Source organism: Williamsia limnetica (assembly GCF_003217475.1).
GTDB classification, from domain to species: domain Bacteria; phylum Actinomycetota; class Actinomycetes; order Mycobacteriales; family Mycobacteriaceae; genus Williamsia; species Williamsia limnetica.
In genome coordinates, this window is record NZ_QJSP01000011.1 from 75,681 (window position 1) to 89,629 (window position 13,949).

Annotated in this window: 12 protein-coding genes; 6 read left to right on the top strand and 6 right to left on the bottom strand. The window is 65.1% G+C overall.

All coding sequences use genetic code 11. The features are described from left to right. The first annotated feature begins 5 nt into the window (after positions 1-5). Complete coding sequence (gene eccA, locus DFR67_RS18720; protein ID WP_110471016.1) at positions 6-1,835, top strand: type VII secretion AAA-ATPase EccA; 1,830 nt, start codon at positions 6-8, stop codon at positions 1,833-1,835. Here eccA and DFR67_RS18725 read toward each other — a convergent pair. The 3 genes from DFR67_RS18725 to cysD are packed head-to-tail and all read right to left on the bottom strand — an operon-like array spanning position 1,819 to position 5,395. Then, positions 1,819-2,601 carry a 3'(2'),5'-bisphosphate nucleotidase CysQ gene (locus DFR67_RS18725; protein WP_110471017.1) on the bottom strand — a complete coding sequence of 261 codons (783 nt, stop codon included), beginning with the start codon at positions 2,599-2,601 and terminating at the stop codon, positions 1,819-1,821. The genes eccA and DFR67_RS18725 overlap by 17 nt on opposite strands. Next, on the bottom strand, positions 2,598-4,481 hold the full coding sequence (cysC, locus tag DFR67_RS18730; protein WP_110471018.1) for an adenylyl-sulfate kinase: 1,884 nt from the start codon (positions 4,479-4,481) through the stop codon (positions 2,598-2,600). The genes DFR67_RS18725 and cysC overlap by 4 nt, the downstream gene beginning before the upstream one ends. Next, a complete protein-coding gene (cysD, locus tag DFR67_RS18735; RefSeq protein ID WP_110471176.1) occupies positions 4,481-5,395 on the bottom strand; it encodes a sulfate adenylyltransferase subunit CysD in 915 nt (304 codons plus the stop codon). The genes cysC and cysD overlap by 1 nt, the downstream gene beginning before the upstream one ends. A 69-nt stretch (positions 5,396-5,464) precedes the next feature. On the opposite strand from cysD, the gene DFR67_RS18740 reads away from it, so the two are divergent. The 5 genes from DFR67_RS18740 to DFR67_RS18760 all read left to right on the top strand — a co-directional run bounded on the left by DFR67_RS18740 (position 5,465) and on the right by DFR67_RS18760 (position 10,568). Beyond that, positions 5,465-6,343, top strand: coding sequence for an IclR family transcriptional regulator (locus DFR67_RS18740; protein WP_110471019.1), 879 nt, complete (start codon positions 5,465-5,467; stop codon positions 6,341-6,343). Positions 6,344-6,416: 73 nt separating this feature from the next. Further along, positions 6,417-7,322: an enoyl-CoA hydratase gene (locus DFR67_RS18745; protein WP_110471020.1), complete on the top strand. Its 906-nt coding sequence runs from the start codon at positions 6,417-6,419 to the stop codon at positions 7,320-7,322. Then, positions 7,323-8,498, top strand: a complete 1,176-nt coding sequence (locus DFR67_RS18750; protein WP_110471021.1) for an acyl-CoA dehydrogenase family protein — start codon at positions 7,323-7,325, stop codon at positions 8,496-8,498. Between the two features lies 1 nt (position 8,499). Further along, entirely contained in the window at positions 8,500-9,474 is a 975-nt protein-coding gene (locus DFR67_RS18755) for an acyl-CoA dehydrogenase family protein (protein WP_110471022.1), read from the top strand. Beyond that, the gene (locus DFR67_RS18760) at positions 9,471-10,568 is read left to right on the top strand and encodes an acyl-CoA dehydrogenase family protein (RefSeq protein WP_110471023.1); all 1,098 of its coding nucleotides are present in this window, start codon (positions 9,471-9,473) and stop codon (positions 10,566-10,568) included. The genes DFR67_RS18755 and DFR67_RS18760 overlap by 4 nt, the downstream gene beginning before the upstream one ends. Here DFR67_RS18760 and DFR67_RS18765 read toward each other — a convergent pair. The 3 genes from DFR67_RS18765 to DFR67_RS18775 form a co-directional block, all read right to left on the bottom strand. Further along, on the bottom strand, positions 10,545-11,216 hold the full coding sequence (locus tag DFR67_RS18765) for a TetR/AcrR family transcriptional regulator (RefSeq protein WP_110471024.1): 672 nt from the start codon (positions 11,214-11,216) through the stop codon (positions 10,545-10,547). The two genes, DFR67_RS18760 and DFR67_RS18765, sit on opposite strands and share 24 nt — an antisense overlap. Beyond that, a complete protein-coding gene (locus DFR67_RS18770; RefSeq protein ID WP_110471025.1) occupies positions 11,213-12,688 on the bottom strand; it encodes an MFS transporter in 1,476 nt (491 codons plus the stop codon). Before DFR67_RS18770 ends, DFR67_RS18765 begins: the two co-directional genes overlap by 4 nt. 119 nt (positions 12,689-12,807) lie before the next feature. Continuing rightward, positions 12,808-13,941 (bottom strand): sulfotransferase family protein, encoded by a 1,134-nt coding sequence (locus DFR67_RS18775; RefSeq protein WP_110471026.1) that lies wholly within the window; start codon positions 13,939-13,941, stop codon positions 12,808-12,810. Positions 13,942-13,949 lie beyond the last annotated feature (8 nt).

Here is a 13,949-nt window from a genome sequence, read left to right on the forward strand (position 1 = left end):
CATCCATGGACGACGGGCGATCAGCGCTGGCTTCACGCACAGGTAAAGCACGTCAACTCTTCGACTTCGCGATCCTGTCATCGGGCATCGCGGTCGACGGTCAGCAGTATCCTCCCGATCGCGACAAGGCGACCCTCGCCTTCACCCGCGCCACCGAATGGGATCCGGCGCTGGCCGACGCATGGCTGGGCCGGTTGGTCTGCGGCGACACATCCCCGGCAGTGCTTCTTCAGCTCTACCGCAGTCGGGCCACCCTCGGGGCAGAGCAACGACGCCTGGGCCTGCCGCCGCGAACGCTCTCGGGGCGGTTCTCCACCGGGCTGTACATCGACTACCCCCTCGCAGACCGGACCGAGGCCATCGCCGCCTATGCCGCGACCCTGATCGCGGGCGCCGATCACCAAGGCGCCGAAGACGCACTCGACGAAGCCGCCGCAACGATCTCCGGGCGGGTACCGATCGTTGATTACCTCAGGGCCAGCCTGCATTTCAAGACCCAACGATGGCCCGACGTCTTGACCGCACTCAGCGACTCCGAGCGCTGGACGGACGATTTCATGAATGCCGGTGCCGATCTGATGGCCGGTTCGGCCTGCGTACAGATGGGGCTGTTCGGCGAGGGCATCCGCAGGCTGGAGGCGGCGCGGTCGGGCCCGATACCGGCTGCAGCGACAGCAGCGATGTTCACCCATGGTCTGGCGCTGCGCGAGATGGGGTCGGAGGAGGCGGCGCGCGAGCAGTTCGAGGCTGTCTACTCCCGCGATCCGTCTTTCGCGCCGAATACGCAGGCCTTGGCCGACCCACGCTTTCGGCTGGTGGTCACGACAGCTGACACCATCGAATCACGCACCGACAAGTGGGACGCCGCCACTGCGGTCACGGGCGTGGCCGCGACAGAGGAAGCCGGTGACAGCGTGCTGCTCGGGGCCGCGCAAGCCGAACTCGACGAGCAGATCGGCTTGGAATCGGTCAAATCGCAAGTCGTTAAACTGAAGTCAGCTGCCACGCTGGCGAAGATCCGCGCCGAAAAGGGTTTGGCGACAGGTCCCCGCAGTCTGCATCTGGCGTTCACCGGTCCGCCGGGCACCGGTAAGACGACGATCGCCAGGATCGTTGCGAAGATCTATTGCGGTCTCGGCCTGATCAAGACCGACAACCTCGTGCAGGTCTCGCGCCGGGACCTGGTGGGCGAACATCTCGGTAGCACCGCCATCAAGACGTCCGCGGTGATCGACCGGGCGATGGACGGGGTGTTGTTCATCGACGAGGCGTACACCCTGATCCAGAGCGGGCTGTCGGGCGGCGACGCCTTCGGACGCGAAGCCGTCGACACCCTCCTGGCGCGCATGGAGGACAACCGCGACCGGCTGGTCGTGATCATTGCCGGCTACGACGCGGAGATCGACCGGCTGCTCGCAGCCAACGAGGGCATGTCATCGCGCTTCTCCAAGCGGATCCGATTCGATTCGTACACCCCGCCGGAGTTGGCGAGTATCGCCGAACTACTCGCCCGCAAGCGCGATTCCCTGCTGTCCCCCGAGGCGCTCAGCGAACTCGAGTTCGCCTGTGGCCCGCTGTACCACCAAGTCCACGTCGACCGCGGCGGACACCAACGACGCGCCATCGATTCTGCGGGCAACGGGCGCTTCGTCCGGAACATCGTCGAAAGCGCCGAAGAGGAGCGCGAGCACCGCCTCACCAGCGGCGCGGTCGACCTCACTGCACTCGACGACGATGCGCTGATGCGGATCGAGGTCGCCGATATCCAGGCCGCTCTCACCTCGGTGCTCTCGGGTCTGCAGTCGAAACAGCCACACCTCAACCCCGGCGGGTGATCTCCAAGATGGCTTCGGCGAGTTCGGGCCTGCAGATGACCAGGTCAGGCAGGTAGACGTCGCGCTGGTTGTATTCCAGCGCCAACCCGTCGGTGCGGCTGCACCACAGGCCCTGCGACTTCGCAACGGCGACGGGCGCGGCAGAATCCCACTCGTACTGACCGCCCGCGTGGACGTACGCGTCCGCCTCGCCGCGGACAACCGCCATCGCCTTCGCTCCCGCCGACCCCATCGCCAGGACCTCGCCGCCGATGGCGGCGGCCACTGCGTCGGAGAACGCCGGGGGACGCGATCCGCTGACCACCACCCTCGGTGCGTCGCCGCGCGGGACAGAGGCCAGGCCGTTCGCCGGCGCGATCGGAACGCCGTCGGTTGTGTAGGTGACCGCCAACGCCGGCAACGCCACCGCGCCTGCGGTCAATCCGCCCGACGTCCCATCTCGTTCGCGTTCCCACAAGGCGACGTGCACGGCCCAGTCGGTGTGATCCGAGATGCCGTACTCCTTGGTCCCGTCGACGGGGTCGATGATCCAGACGCGGTCGGCGTCCAGTCGAACCAGGTCGTCGGCGGACTCCTCGGACAGCACCGCATCTCCGGGGCGCAGTCTCGCGAGTTCCGCGAGCAGGAACTCGTTGGACTGCAGATCACCGGCGTTGCCCAACTCCTTACCGGTCAGAGAGGAGTCGGCCCGAAGCTTCAGCAGGAGTTCGCCCGCGGCAGTGGCCAGGGCACCGGCCAGCTCCGCATCGTCAGATGTCACAGTCACACGCCCAGATTACGGCGAATCGACTCGGCGACATCCACCGGCGCCCCGTCACCGGGCGTGATGACGACATCAGCACCGGCAGGCCGTTCATAGGGTGAACTGATTCCCGTGAAATGGGCGACCTCACCGCGCCTTGCCTTGGCGTACAACCCCTTCGGATCACGCTCTTCACACACCTCCAGTGGGGTGTCGACGAAGATCTCGAAGAACGGGATCCCCCGCTCGGCGTGAATTTCTTTGGCCCGCTCCCTTTCTGCCGCAAAAGGACTGATCAGTGACACGATCGCCACCGACCCCGAATCGGCGAACAGCGCAGCAACCTCTGCAGTCCGGCGGATGTTCTCGCGCCGATCGTCGTCGTCGAAGCCGAGATCGGAGTTCAATCCATGACGCAGGTTGTCACCGTCCATGAGGTAGGCGGGCCTGCCCTCGGCGACCATCGACCGCTCCAACTCCACTGCGATCGACGATTTGCCCGATCCCGACAACCCGGTCAGCCAGATCGTGGCACCCTGATGAGCCCGCTGCTCCCTGGTCACGGATGAGCTGTGCCAGACCACGTGGGAATCCTTGCTCACGGGCCCGTTGATCATCCCGGCCCCAACAGTCTTGTTGGTGGCCTCGTCCATGAGGATGAAGCTACCGGTGTCACGGTGTTGACGATAGGAGTCGAACATCATCGGTTGCTGGGTACGCAGTGTCACCCGGCCGATCTCGTTGAGCCGCAGTTCCTGTGGCCCCTCCTCCCGATGCAGGGAGTTCACGTCCAGGCGGTAGGTGAGGTCTCCGATGACAGCCTTCGATTCGCGGGTGGAGCTCTGGATGATGTAGCGGTTTCCAGGGGTCAACTCGGTGTCCTCGGAGAACCAACAGACCATCGCGTCGATGTCGCGACCGACGTACGGCCGGTTGTTCGGCCGCGCCAGCATCTCGCCACGGGTGATGTCGATCTCGTCGGTCAACGAGATGGACACCGCCATGGACGTGAACGCCTCGGTGACCTTGGCGCCGCCCGGACCCCAGATCTCGGCGACCGTGGTGGTGAAACCACTCGGCAGGACCACGACCTCGTCGCCGGGCTTGAAGGTTCCGCTCGCGATGGTCCCCGCATAGCTGCGGTGGTCGGACCCGTCGCTGACCTGCGGCCGGATCACGTACTGCACCGGCATGCGGGCGTCGATGAAATTCTTGTCGGACGAGATGTGCACGTCTTCGAGGTGCCCGAGCAGCGACGTGCCCTGATACCAGGGCATATTCGTGGACGGGTCGACCACATTGTCACCGAGCAGCGCCGAGACAGGGATGAAGCTGAGGTCGGAGACGTTGAGCTTGCTGGCGAAAGCGCTGAACTCCTCGCGGATTTCGGCGAACCGCTCCTCCGACCAATCGACGAGGTCCATCTTGTTCACACACAACACCAGATGCGCGATCCCGAGCAGCGACGACAGGAAGGCGTGCCTCCGGGTCTGCTCGAGTACGCCCTTGCGGGCATCGATCAGGATGAGTGCCACGTCGGCGGTGGACGCACCGGTCACCATGTTACGCGTGTACTGCACATGCCCGGGTGTGTCGGCGATGATGAATTTCCGCCTGGGAGTGGCGAAGTAGCGATATGCCACATCGATGGTGATGCCCTGCTCCCGCTCCGCCCGCAAGCCGTCGGTGAGCAGCGCAAGGTTGGCGTATTCATCACCGCGTTCGGCGCTGGTGCGTTCGATCGATTCCATCTGATCGGTGAATATGCTCTTGGAGTCGTACAGCAACCGGCCGATCAGGGTCGACTTGCCGTCGTCGACGCTGCCGGCGGTGGCCAGTCGCAGCAGCGCTTTTCGATCGCGCCCGAGCTTGTCGCCGGCGAGGACCTCTTGTTCAACAGTCATCAGAAGTAACCCTCTTTCTTGCGATCTTCCATGCCGGATTCGGAGATTCGGTCGTCTGCCCGGGTGGCACCGCGTTCGGTGAGGCGCGTTGCGGCGACCTCGTCGATGACCTCGTGCACGGTGGCCGCGTCGCTGAGTACGCAGCCGGTGCAGGTCGCGTCGCCGACGGTCCGGAACCTGACCTGCTCGGTGTGCACCGTCTCGCCGTCCGCCAGTTCGACGAATTGGGTTTTCGCCAGCAGCATCCCGTCCCGCGGAACGACTTCGCGCCGATGCGAGTAGTAGATGGTGGGTAGTTCGATCTCCTCGGCGGCGATGTACTGCCAGATGTCGAGTTCGGTCCAGTTGCTCAGTGGGAACACCCGGATGTGCTCACCCTTGTGGTGCCGGCCGTTGTAGAGGTTCCACAGCTCCGGCCGTTGCGCACGGGGATCCCAGGCACCGAACTCGTCGCGGAAGCTGAACACCCGCTCCTTGGCCCTGGCCTTCTCTTCGTCTCGGCGGGCGCCACCGAACACCGCGTCGAAGCTGTTCTCGCGGATCCCGCGCAGCAGAGCGGTGGTCTGCAAGCGGTTGCGGCTCGCTCCCGGCCCGGTCTGCTCCACCACCCGACCCGCGTCGATGTCGTCTTGGACACTCGAAACGATCAGTCGTACACCGGTTTTCTCCACCACCCGGTCGCGGTAGTCGATCACCTCGTCGAAATTGTGTCCGGTGTCCACATGCATCAACGGAAAGGGCACGGGCGCGGGCCAGAAGGCCTTGCGCGCCACGTGGAACATCACGACGGAGTCCTTACCGCCGGAGAACAGCAGTACCGGTCGTCGAGCTGTCGCCGCCACCTCCCTGAAGATGTACACCGACTCCGCTTCGAGCGCGGCAAGGTGTGAGAGTTCGTACCCCGTTTTCAGCACCGTGAACAATCCTTCCGTCGGTCAACCGAAACTTGACCTGTCGAATATTCGACACTAAGGTTTGAAAATATGACACTCACGGTAAGTGACGCAGAGTCGGAAGGTCAACCCTCGCCGCCCACGCAGCGCGTGGTGCGGGTGATCGAGCTGCTGGCCGACGACCCCGGCGCCGCCATCACCCTGGCCGAGATCGTGCGTCGGACCGGCTTCTCGCGAGCCACCGCGCACGCGGTGCTGGCCCAGCTGACCAGGAGTGGTTGGGTCACCCGCGAAGACGGGCACTTCACGATCGGTGCCGGTTTCGTGGCACTGGCCCGGCACGCCGAGCGTGGCTACCCCCTGCGTCGACTGGCCGCCCCCCTCGTACATGAGCTCGCAGCGGACCTCGACATGCCCGTGTTCCTCGCCGAACGTCAGGGCACCCGGATCACGGTGACCGAGCTGGTCGGGATCCCGGCGATGGATTGGATCCGCCCCGGACGGCACATCCCCCTCCGCCCACCGGTGTGCCGGGAGTTCATCGCGTGGTCACCCGAAGAAGACATCGAAGACTGGGTCGGCTCCGCCCCGGACGGCGCTCGCGATCGTCTGCGCGAGGTTCTCGAAGTCATCTGCGATCGCGGCTACGCGGTGGAGAGGCTGACCGCCGACCACGCGGAGATGATCGGCGCGCTTGCGTCCCTGAAGGATTCACCCGTGTCCGACACCTTGCGATCCAGGGTCGCGGGTTTGCTCACCGAGCTCACCACGATCGACTATCTCCCGGAAGAGTCACATGGTCACGTCGCGGTGGTGACCGTCGGAGCGCCGATCATCGACCCCAGCGGAGTAGTGGTGGCATCCATCGTCGCGTGTCCGAATCGCGAGATGCTCGCCACCGAGCTCGAGCAGATGGGCAAGGTGGTGGTCGCGGCGGCCGATCGGGTCGCCGAAGCGTTCGGGCGCTGACACCGCCGGGTGTGGTGCGGGCAAAACATGCCGTGACCATATGCTGGGTTTACCAACCAAGCACTTGCTAGGTATGGTGGTCCGTGTGACGATCCCGAGCCCCCTCAGTGCCGCCGAGCTAGGTCCCGACACCTCGCCCGTGGCGTACGAAACGGCCGACGCCATCGCGTACATCACCCTCAACCGCCCCGAGTTCCGCAATGCGCAGAACTCGGTGATGACGTACTCGCTCGACGCCGCGTTCGTGCGTGCGGTCGACGACTCCGCGGTGAAGGTGATCGTCTTGCGCGCCGCCGGCAAGCACTTCTCGGCAGGCCACGACATCGGGACGCCCGAGCGCGATTTCCACGTCAAGTATCCGAACACTGCGTCGCTCTACTGGGACCACACCGACCGGGCAGGCGGTGACCAGCGACTGGCCCGCGAGACCGAGGTGTACATGGGCATGTGCCGACGGTGGCGGGAAATGCCCAAGCCGGTCATCGCCCAGGTTCACGGCGCATGCATCGCGGGTGGTCTGATGCTCGCCTGGATCTGCGACTTCATCGTCGCCTCCGACGACGCTTTCTTCTCCGACCCCGTGGTGAAGATGGGCATACCCGGCGTCGAATACTTCGCCCACGCATTCGTTCTCGGTCCCCGACGGGCCAAAGAGATCCTGTACACCGGGGAGCGGTTCGGTGCCGACAAGGCACTCGAGTGGGGCATGGTGAATCACGTTGTGCCGCGCGACGAATTGGCGGCGAAAGTCGACGAGATCGCCGGCCGGATCGCGCAGATGCCGCAACTGGGCCTGGCGCTGACCAAGAAAGCCGTCAACATCTCCGAGGATCAGATGGGTCTTCGGAACGCCATGGACTCGGTCTTCGGCTGGCACCACTTCTCCCACAGCGCGAATGCCGAAGCGCCCGAGGGCGACCCACTCGGCGGAATGGACGCGAAATCCATGAAGGCCGGCGCAGACAAGCAGGGCTCATAGATGGATCTGTTGTTCGACGAGGCCGCCGACGAGTTCCGCGCGGAGATCCGCGGCTGGCTCGATGACAATGTGCCCACCACCGCGTTGCGCTCGATGGACAGTCCCGAAGGCTTCGAGGAACACCGGCAATGGGAACGCACCATGGCCGACGCCCGCATGTCGGTGGTCAGTTGGCCGGAGGAATTCGGTGGTCGCGACGTCCCTCTGCTGCACTGGCTTATCTTCGAAGAGGAGTACTACCGCAGCGGCGCGCCCGGCCGAGTCAGCCAGAACGGGATATTCCTGCTCGCTCCCACCCTCTTCGAACACGCCCATCCGGAGCAGCTCGCCCGGATCATGCCGCGCATGGCCCGGTCCGATGACATCTGGGGTCAGGCGTGGAGCGAACCCGAAGCCGGTAGCGACCTGGCATCCCTACGGTCAACCGCGACCCGGACCGACGGCGGATGGCTGCTCAACGGCCAGAAGACCTGGAGTTCTCGGTCCAGCTTTGCCGACTGGGGCTTCGGACTCTTCCGTTCCGACCCCGACTCCACTCGGCACCGGGGCATCACCTACTTCATGTTCGATCTGCGCGCCGACGGTGTCACCGTCCGCCCCATCAACCAGCTCGACGGTGAGCCCGGTTTCGCAGAACTGTTCCTGGAGAACGTCTTCGTCCCCGACGATCCCGCGGCGCCCGGTGACTCCGGTGTCATCGGTGCGGTCGACAACGGCTGGAAGGTCGCGATGAGCACCGCGGCGAACGAGCGCGGACTGTCGCTGCGTTCGCCGGGCCGTTTCCTGGCGACCACCGACCGGTTGCTCGCCCTCTGGAACGATTCCGATCCGACGACCCGCGCAGGCGCAGGCGCGCAGGTCGCGGACGCCTGGATCGGGGCGCGCGCCTACGAACTGTCCACGTACGCAACGGTCAGCCGACTCGCCGAAGGGGGCCAGCTCGGCATGGAATCGTCGATCAACAAGGTCTTCTGGTCGCAGTGGGACATCGCAACCCACGAGACCGCACTGGACCTGCTCGGGACCGACGCCGAGCTCGCGACGCCGCACCCGTCGGGACCCTGGATGGACGGCTATCTGTTCTCGCTGTCGGGACCCATCTATGCCGGTACCAATGAAATCCAGCGCAATGTGATCGCAGAACGATTACTCGGGCTGCCGCGAGGGGACCGCTGACATGAGATTTCTTCTCGAAGAAGAACACCACGACTTGGCGGCATCGATCGACTCGATGCTGGCCAAGTCCGATCTCCCCGCCGTGATCAGGGCCTGGAACGACGGGGACATCGAACCCGGACGCAAGGTGTGGGCCAAGCTGGCAGAGACCGGCGTCAACGCCCTGCTCGTCACGGAGGACGACGGCGGGATCGGCGCCGGCGCGGTCGAGATGGTGGTGGCCGTCGAACAACTCGGCCGCCACGCGGTGCCAGGCCCGGTCGCCGAGACCATCGCTGCCGCGCCCATCCTGCTGCGCGACGCCGACCTCACCGAACAGCTGGGTGCCATGGCCGAAGGCGAGGTGGTCACCCTCGCACTGCCGCCGCACGTTCCGTACGCGGTGGACAGCGATTTCGCCGCGCACTCGTATCTGGTTCAAGAACGGGTCCTGAGCACCGCGATCGTCACCGACTCCCGTCCCTCGGTCGATCTGTCCAGAACGTTGTCAGTCGTGGAGGCCGGCGATCGGGTCGCTGACGTCGACCCGGCCCGCGCCTTCGACCACGGCGCACTCGCTACGGCTGCTCAGCTCATCGGTCTCGCGCAGACGATGCTGACGCTGAGCGGTGAATACGCCAAGACCCGCATGCAGTTCGGCCGCGAGATCGGGTCGTTCCAAGCGGTCAAACACCACCTCGCCGACGTCGCCGTCGCCGTCGAGATGGCACGCCCCCTGATCCACGGCGCCGCGCTGGCCCTCGACGGCCGGGTACCCGAGCCCCAGTGGGCCTCACGTGACGTCTCCGCGGCAAAGGTCGCTGCCGGGCAGGCCGCCTACCTCGCCTCCCGGGTGGGGCTGCAGGTACTCGGGGCGATCGGGTACACGCAGGAACACGACCTCTCGCTGTACCTCACCAAAACCCGCGCCCTGCTCACCGCATGGGGCACCCCCGCAGCGCACCGCGCCCGCGTACTGGAGTTGATCACCGCATGAGTCTGTATTCACCGGGCATCGACAGCGAAGAACAGGCCGCCCTCCGGGATTCCGTTGCATCACTGCTGAATCGAAAAGCTGATTCAGCCGCCGTACGGGCAGCGACGATGGCTCCGGAACGCTACGACCGTGACCTCTGGTCCACCCTGTGCGAACAGATCGGCGTCGCGGCGCTGATCGTTCCCGAACAATTCGACGGGGTCGGCGCAAGTCTGACCGAAGCGCACATCGTCCTCGAAGAACTCGGCAGGCACCTCGCGCCGGTGCCGATGCTCGGCTCTGCGGTGCTGGCCACCTCGGCCCTACTGCTGAGCGGCGACGACGAGGCCTGTACCGCAACGCTTCCAGCCCTCGCGTCCGGCGAGAAGATCGCGGCGTTGTGCTGGGCAGATGCAGCGGGATGGCGCGAGACCGGAGTTCACGCAGGCGGCGGAATCCTTTCCGGCACCGCTCATTACGTACTGGACGGTGAATCCGCCGACGTCCTGCTGGTCTTGGCCAAGTCGGGTGGGCTCGTCACCCTGCACCAGGTGGACGCGAACGCCGACGGCGTGACCCGGGTCCCCAATCCGACGATGGATCCCACGCGATCCCTCACGACCATCACCTTCGACGACGTCGATGCCGTCACCATCCCGACGCCATCCGGCATCGAGGACAACCTCCGCGCCATCGCCTTTGTCGCGCTCAGCGCGGAGCAGGTCGGCGCATCGCGCGCGGCACTGGACCTGACCGTCGAATACACCAAGTCCCGCAAACAGTTCGGCCGCGTCATCGGGTCGTTCCAAGCGCTCAAACACCGCATGGCCGATATGTACGCACTGACCGAGACCGCACATTCGATCTCGTACGCCGCAGTCGATGCGCTCGTCAACAAGGCACCCGACGCAGTGCAGCTGGCGGACAGCGCACGCATCTACTGCTCGGAGGCGTTCTCGCACATCGCAGGCGAGACCATCCAGTTGCATGGCGGAATCGGTATCACCTGGGAGCACGACGCCCAGCTGTTCTTCAAACGCGCACACGGAAGTGCCCAGCTTTTCGGTCAGCCGCGCGAATCGCTTGAAAGGCTAGCTCACGCCGCCGGATTGTGAGTCAGGATCGTTTCTCGCTGGTGGCTGGAAGCGGGCGACCACCTGATCGAACTCGTCCTCCGTCACCGGCGTCGCGTCGAGATGCTCGGCGCCTGGGCGCAGGCCGGCGATCATGATGGCCAATGCCCTGCGCCAACCGGATTCGGTGATCCCCCGCGTGGTTTCGACGACGCCGCGCATCGCCCAGAAGACCACGTCGATGTCGGTCAGACCCACATCACTTCTGATCCGGCCATGCGACTTCGCCTTGTCCAGCAGCTCGCCGAGAATCGTCCGGAACTCGCGTTTGTGGGCGGCGGTCTCGTCGTCGTTCCACACCCGGGACAAGCAACCCCTGTTCGTGGCCTGAACGGTGCCGACTCCGTACATCAGCTGCTCGAGTCCTTCACCGCGGGGAGCGGTCTGCGCGGCATGGGCCGCTGCCACGAAATCGCTGAACACCTGCCGCACCAGTTCGCTGATGAGTGCTTCTTTGGTGGGGAAACGTCGATAGAGCGTGCCCGTCCCGACCCCGGCGCGCCGGGCGATCTCGTCCACGCCGACCTCCAGACCGCGCTCGCTGAACACCGCGGCAGCGGCATCGAGCAGTCGCTGCCGGTTCTCGGCGGCATCACGGCGGAGCACCTTTTCGGTGGTGGCCGACTTCATTCCGACTTCGCGCCCGACAGTGTGCCGCCGGCGACCATGGCGAGTTCGGGGTGCGGCAGGTCAGCGGTGTCTTCCAAGTGAGTCTTCTTGTCCCGCCTCATTGTCGGGATGAACAAGGCGGCGACCGAGGCCAGCACACCGGCCGCGCCAAGCATCGCGAACCCGTTCGTGTAGCCCGACTCGACGGGAACACCGGACGACGACGCCCCGACGGCCACGACGCTGGCCATGAAAGCCGCCCCCAGTGAACCGCCGATCGTGCGGATGTTGGCGTTCATGCCGCTTGCGACGCCGGTCTGTTCCTGGGGTACCGAGGCCACCACCACGTTCGACATCGCGGAGAAAACCAAGCCGAATCCGATCCCGGAGATGGCGTTCGCGAGATAGATGTCGATCTCGGACGAATGCAGGAACGCCAACATGAAGTAGCTCCCCGCTGTGATCAGCGATCCGACGACCAACAGGTTCTTCGACCCGAACCGCGACGCGAGACGACCCGAGAAGAGTCCCACCGCGAACATCGCGATCGCGTTGGGTAGGAGCATCAACCCCGATTCGGTGACCGTGGCACCGAACCCGTACCCGGCCGATGAGGGCGCCTGCAGGAACTGCGGCAGAAAGCCCAGACCCGCGTACATCCCGACGCCCATCAGCAGGGCGATGAGGTTCGCGGCCCATACACCGCGGATACGCATCATCGTCATGTCGATCAGAGGATTCGACGACCGCGCTTCTGCGACGATCCATGCCACGACCACGACCAGGGCAGCCACGAGCAGGCCGATCACCTTCGGGGAGCCCCAGCCCCACTTGGGGGCCTGACTGACGGCGAGCAGGAGTGCGACGAGCCACGCGGACAGCAGGAATGCTGTCAGCCAGTTGATCCTTCCGCGGGTCCGGATCGGGGACTCGGGGATCAGGACCAGGGCGGCAACGCCGGCAAGGCTGGTGATGATCAGCGGGATCCAGAAGAGCCAGTGATAACCGAGGAGTTCGACGATCGGGCCTGCCAACACGATGCCGGCACCGGCACCGACGGAGATCAGGGCGGCGATGAGGCCGATCGCGCCGGGCACCTTGGCCTTGGGGAACTCGTCGCGGATGATTCCGAACGCCAGCGGCAGCACGCCGCCACCGATTCCCTGAACGACGCGGGCGATGATCATCACCGGCAGAGTCGACGCCAGCGCAGCCAGCAGGGAACCCGCAGCCAGTGCGCCCAGCGCGATGACGAACACGCGCTTCTTGCCGTACATGTCGCCGAGTCGTCCCATGATCGGCGTGGATATCGATGCCGACAACAGGTAGGCGGTCAGCACCCAGGTCACGTTTGTCTGATTGGTACCCAATTCCACCTCGACGGTGGGGAGGACCGGCATCACGAGGGACTGCAGCAGGGCGAAGGCTGCGACGCCGACGGTGAGCACGGCAAACGTGATCTGGTGGTGCGTCCGGCTGGGCGCGGATGTCATGCGAACTCCCGAGTGTTAACCGGAGACAACGCTCCGCATCTCAGAAACATATCAGCTCAACCGGAGCAATCACTCCGGATAGCGAACAACATCACAGCTCCGTTCGCGCGAGGCCACCGTCATTCGAACGCGGCGTTGACCTCGGCCTCGGTGAGCCCGTAGTCCTCCAGTGAGTACTTGTGCACCGGCTTGCGATCGCCTGACTTGCTCTCTTCGTCCAGTGCCCGCATCTCGGCGGCTGCGGCATCGGTGAGGTCCAGACCGAAGGTCCGGTAGATGTTCTCCACCGTCCCCATCGGATCGGTTCGGAAATCCCTGAAGTCGACATCGATGAACTGAGCGGGGTCGTACTTGGCCCGAGCTGTGTTGAACGCGCGCAATCCCCGCGACCACAGTTCGAGCTGCGTCTTCCCGATCAGCTCCCCGTTGAACACGGTCGACCACCCTTCACCCGCCGCCTCGGCAAGGCTGCACATCGAAGGAATGATCGTGGCCGGCGGCCGGTGGGTCTGGATGATCAGGGCGTCGGGGTAGATGGCCATCAACTCGTCGAGCGCGAACAGATGACTCGGGTTCTTGAGGATCCAGCGACGCTCAGGCTGGTTCAACCCGATCAACTGGAGGTTCTTCTTGTGCCGGGTGTAGGCGTTGGTCCAGTTCTGCTGCTGCAGCCACTGCGAGTACGTCGGAAGGTACGACAGCGACTCATACGAGATCGACTTGAAGGTCTGGCGGAGCAACTGCCAGCACTCCTCCACGTCGGACGCGCTCATGTAGTGCAGCCCCATGAACTCCGGATTCTCGACGTGGTGTTGTTCGAGGCCACCCTGGATCTGTTGGAAAACCGGGTTCGACTCCCAGGTGTCCCTCGGCGGCCGGGGTTGCGGGAACTCGGCCAGCCACATCTCGAGGCCCTGGTGTCCCGGATCGGCCGTCAGCAGGCGATGTAACGCAGTGGTGCCGGTGCGCGGCAGCCCCGTGACGAAAATCGGCCTGTCCACAGGGGCAGTCGCGTACTCGGGATTGGCCTTCCACGACGCCTCACTCAGGAGCCGGGCCACCAGCGCGCCGCGCAGGAAGTACCGGTTCATCTTGCTGCCGAGCTCGGTCATCCCCGCGTCCCGCACGTAGGACTCCAACAGCACGCCGAGCGCCTCGGTGTAGTCGTCGACACCGAAGTCGTCGAGGCCACAGGCCTTGGTGGCGGAGGCATGCAGGTCTTCGACCGTGCCGACATCGGTTCTGGTGGTCATGTGGCGCT

Bases quoted from the DNA above. Each gene is read 5' to 3' on its own strand.
- eccA (WP_110471016.1), top strand. From the start codon at position 6: ATGGACGACGGGCGATCAGCGCTGGCTTCACGCACAGGTAAAGCACGT.
- DFR67_RS18750 (WP_110471021.1), top strand. From the start codon at position 7,323: ATGGATCTGTTGTTCGACGAGGCCGCCGACGAGTTCCGCGCGGAGATC.
- DFR67_RS18775 (WP_110471026.1), bottom strand. From the start codon at position 13,941: ATGACCACCAGAACCGATGTCGGCACGGTCGAAGACCTGCATGCCTCC.
- DFR67_RS18740 (WP_110471019.1), top strand. From the start codon at position 5,465: ATGACACTCACGGTAAGTGACGCAGAGTCGGAAGGTCAACCCTCGCCG.
- DFR67_RS18745 (WP_110471020.1), top strand. From the start codon at position 6,417: ATGGTGGTCCGTGTGACGATCCCGAGCCCCCTCAGTGCCGCCGAGCTA.
- DFR67_RS18755 (WP_110471022.1), top strand. From the start codon at position 8,500: ATGAGATTTCTTCTCGAAGAAGAACACCACGACTTGGCGGCATCGATC.
- DFR67_RS18770 (WP_110471025.1), bottom strand. From the start codon at position 12,688: ATGACATCCGCGCCCAGCCGGACGCACCACCAGATCACGTTTGCCGTG.
- DFR67_RS18760 (WP_110471023.1), top strand. From the start codon at position 9,471: ATGAGTCTGTATTCACCGGGCATCGACAGCGAAGAACAGGCCGCCCTC.
- cysC (WP_110471018.1), bottom strand. From the start codon at position 4,481: ATGACTGTTGAACAAGAGGTCCTCGCCGGCGACAAGCTCGGGCGCGAT.
- DFR67_RS18765 (WP_110471024.1), bottom strand. From the start codon at position 11,216: ATGAAGTCGGCCACCACCGAAAAGGTGCTCCGCCGTGATGCCGCCGAG.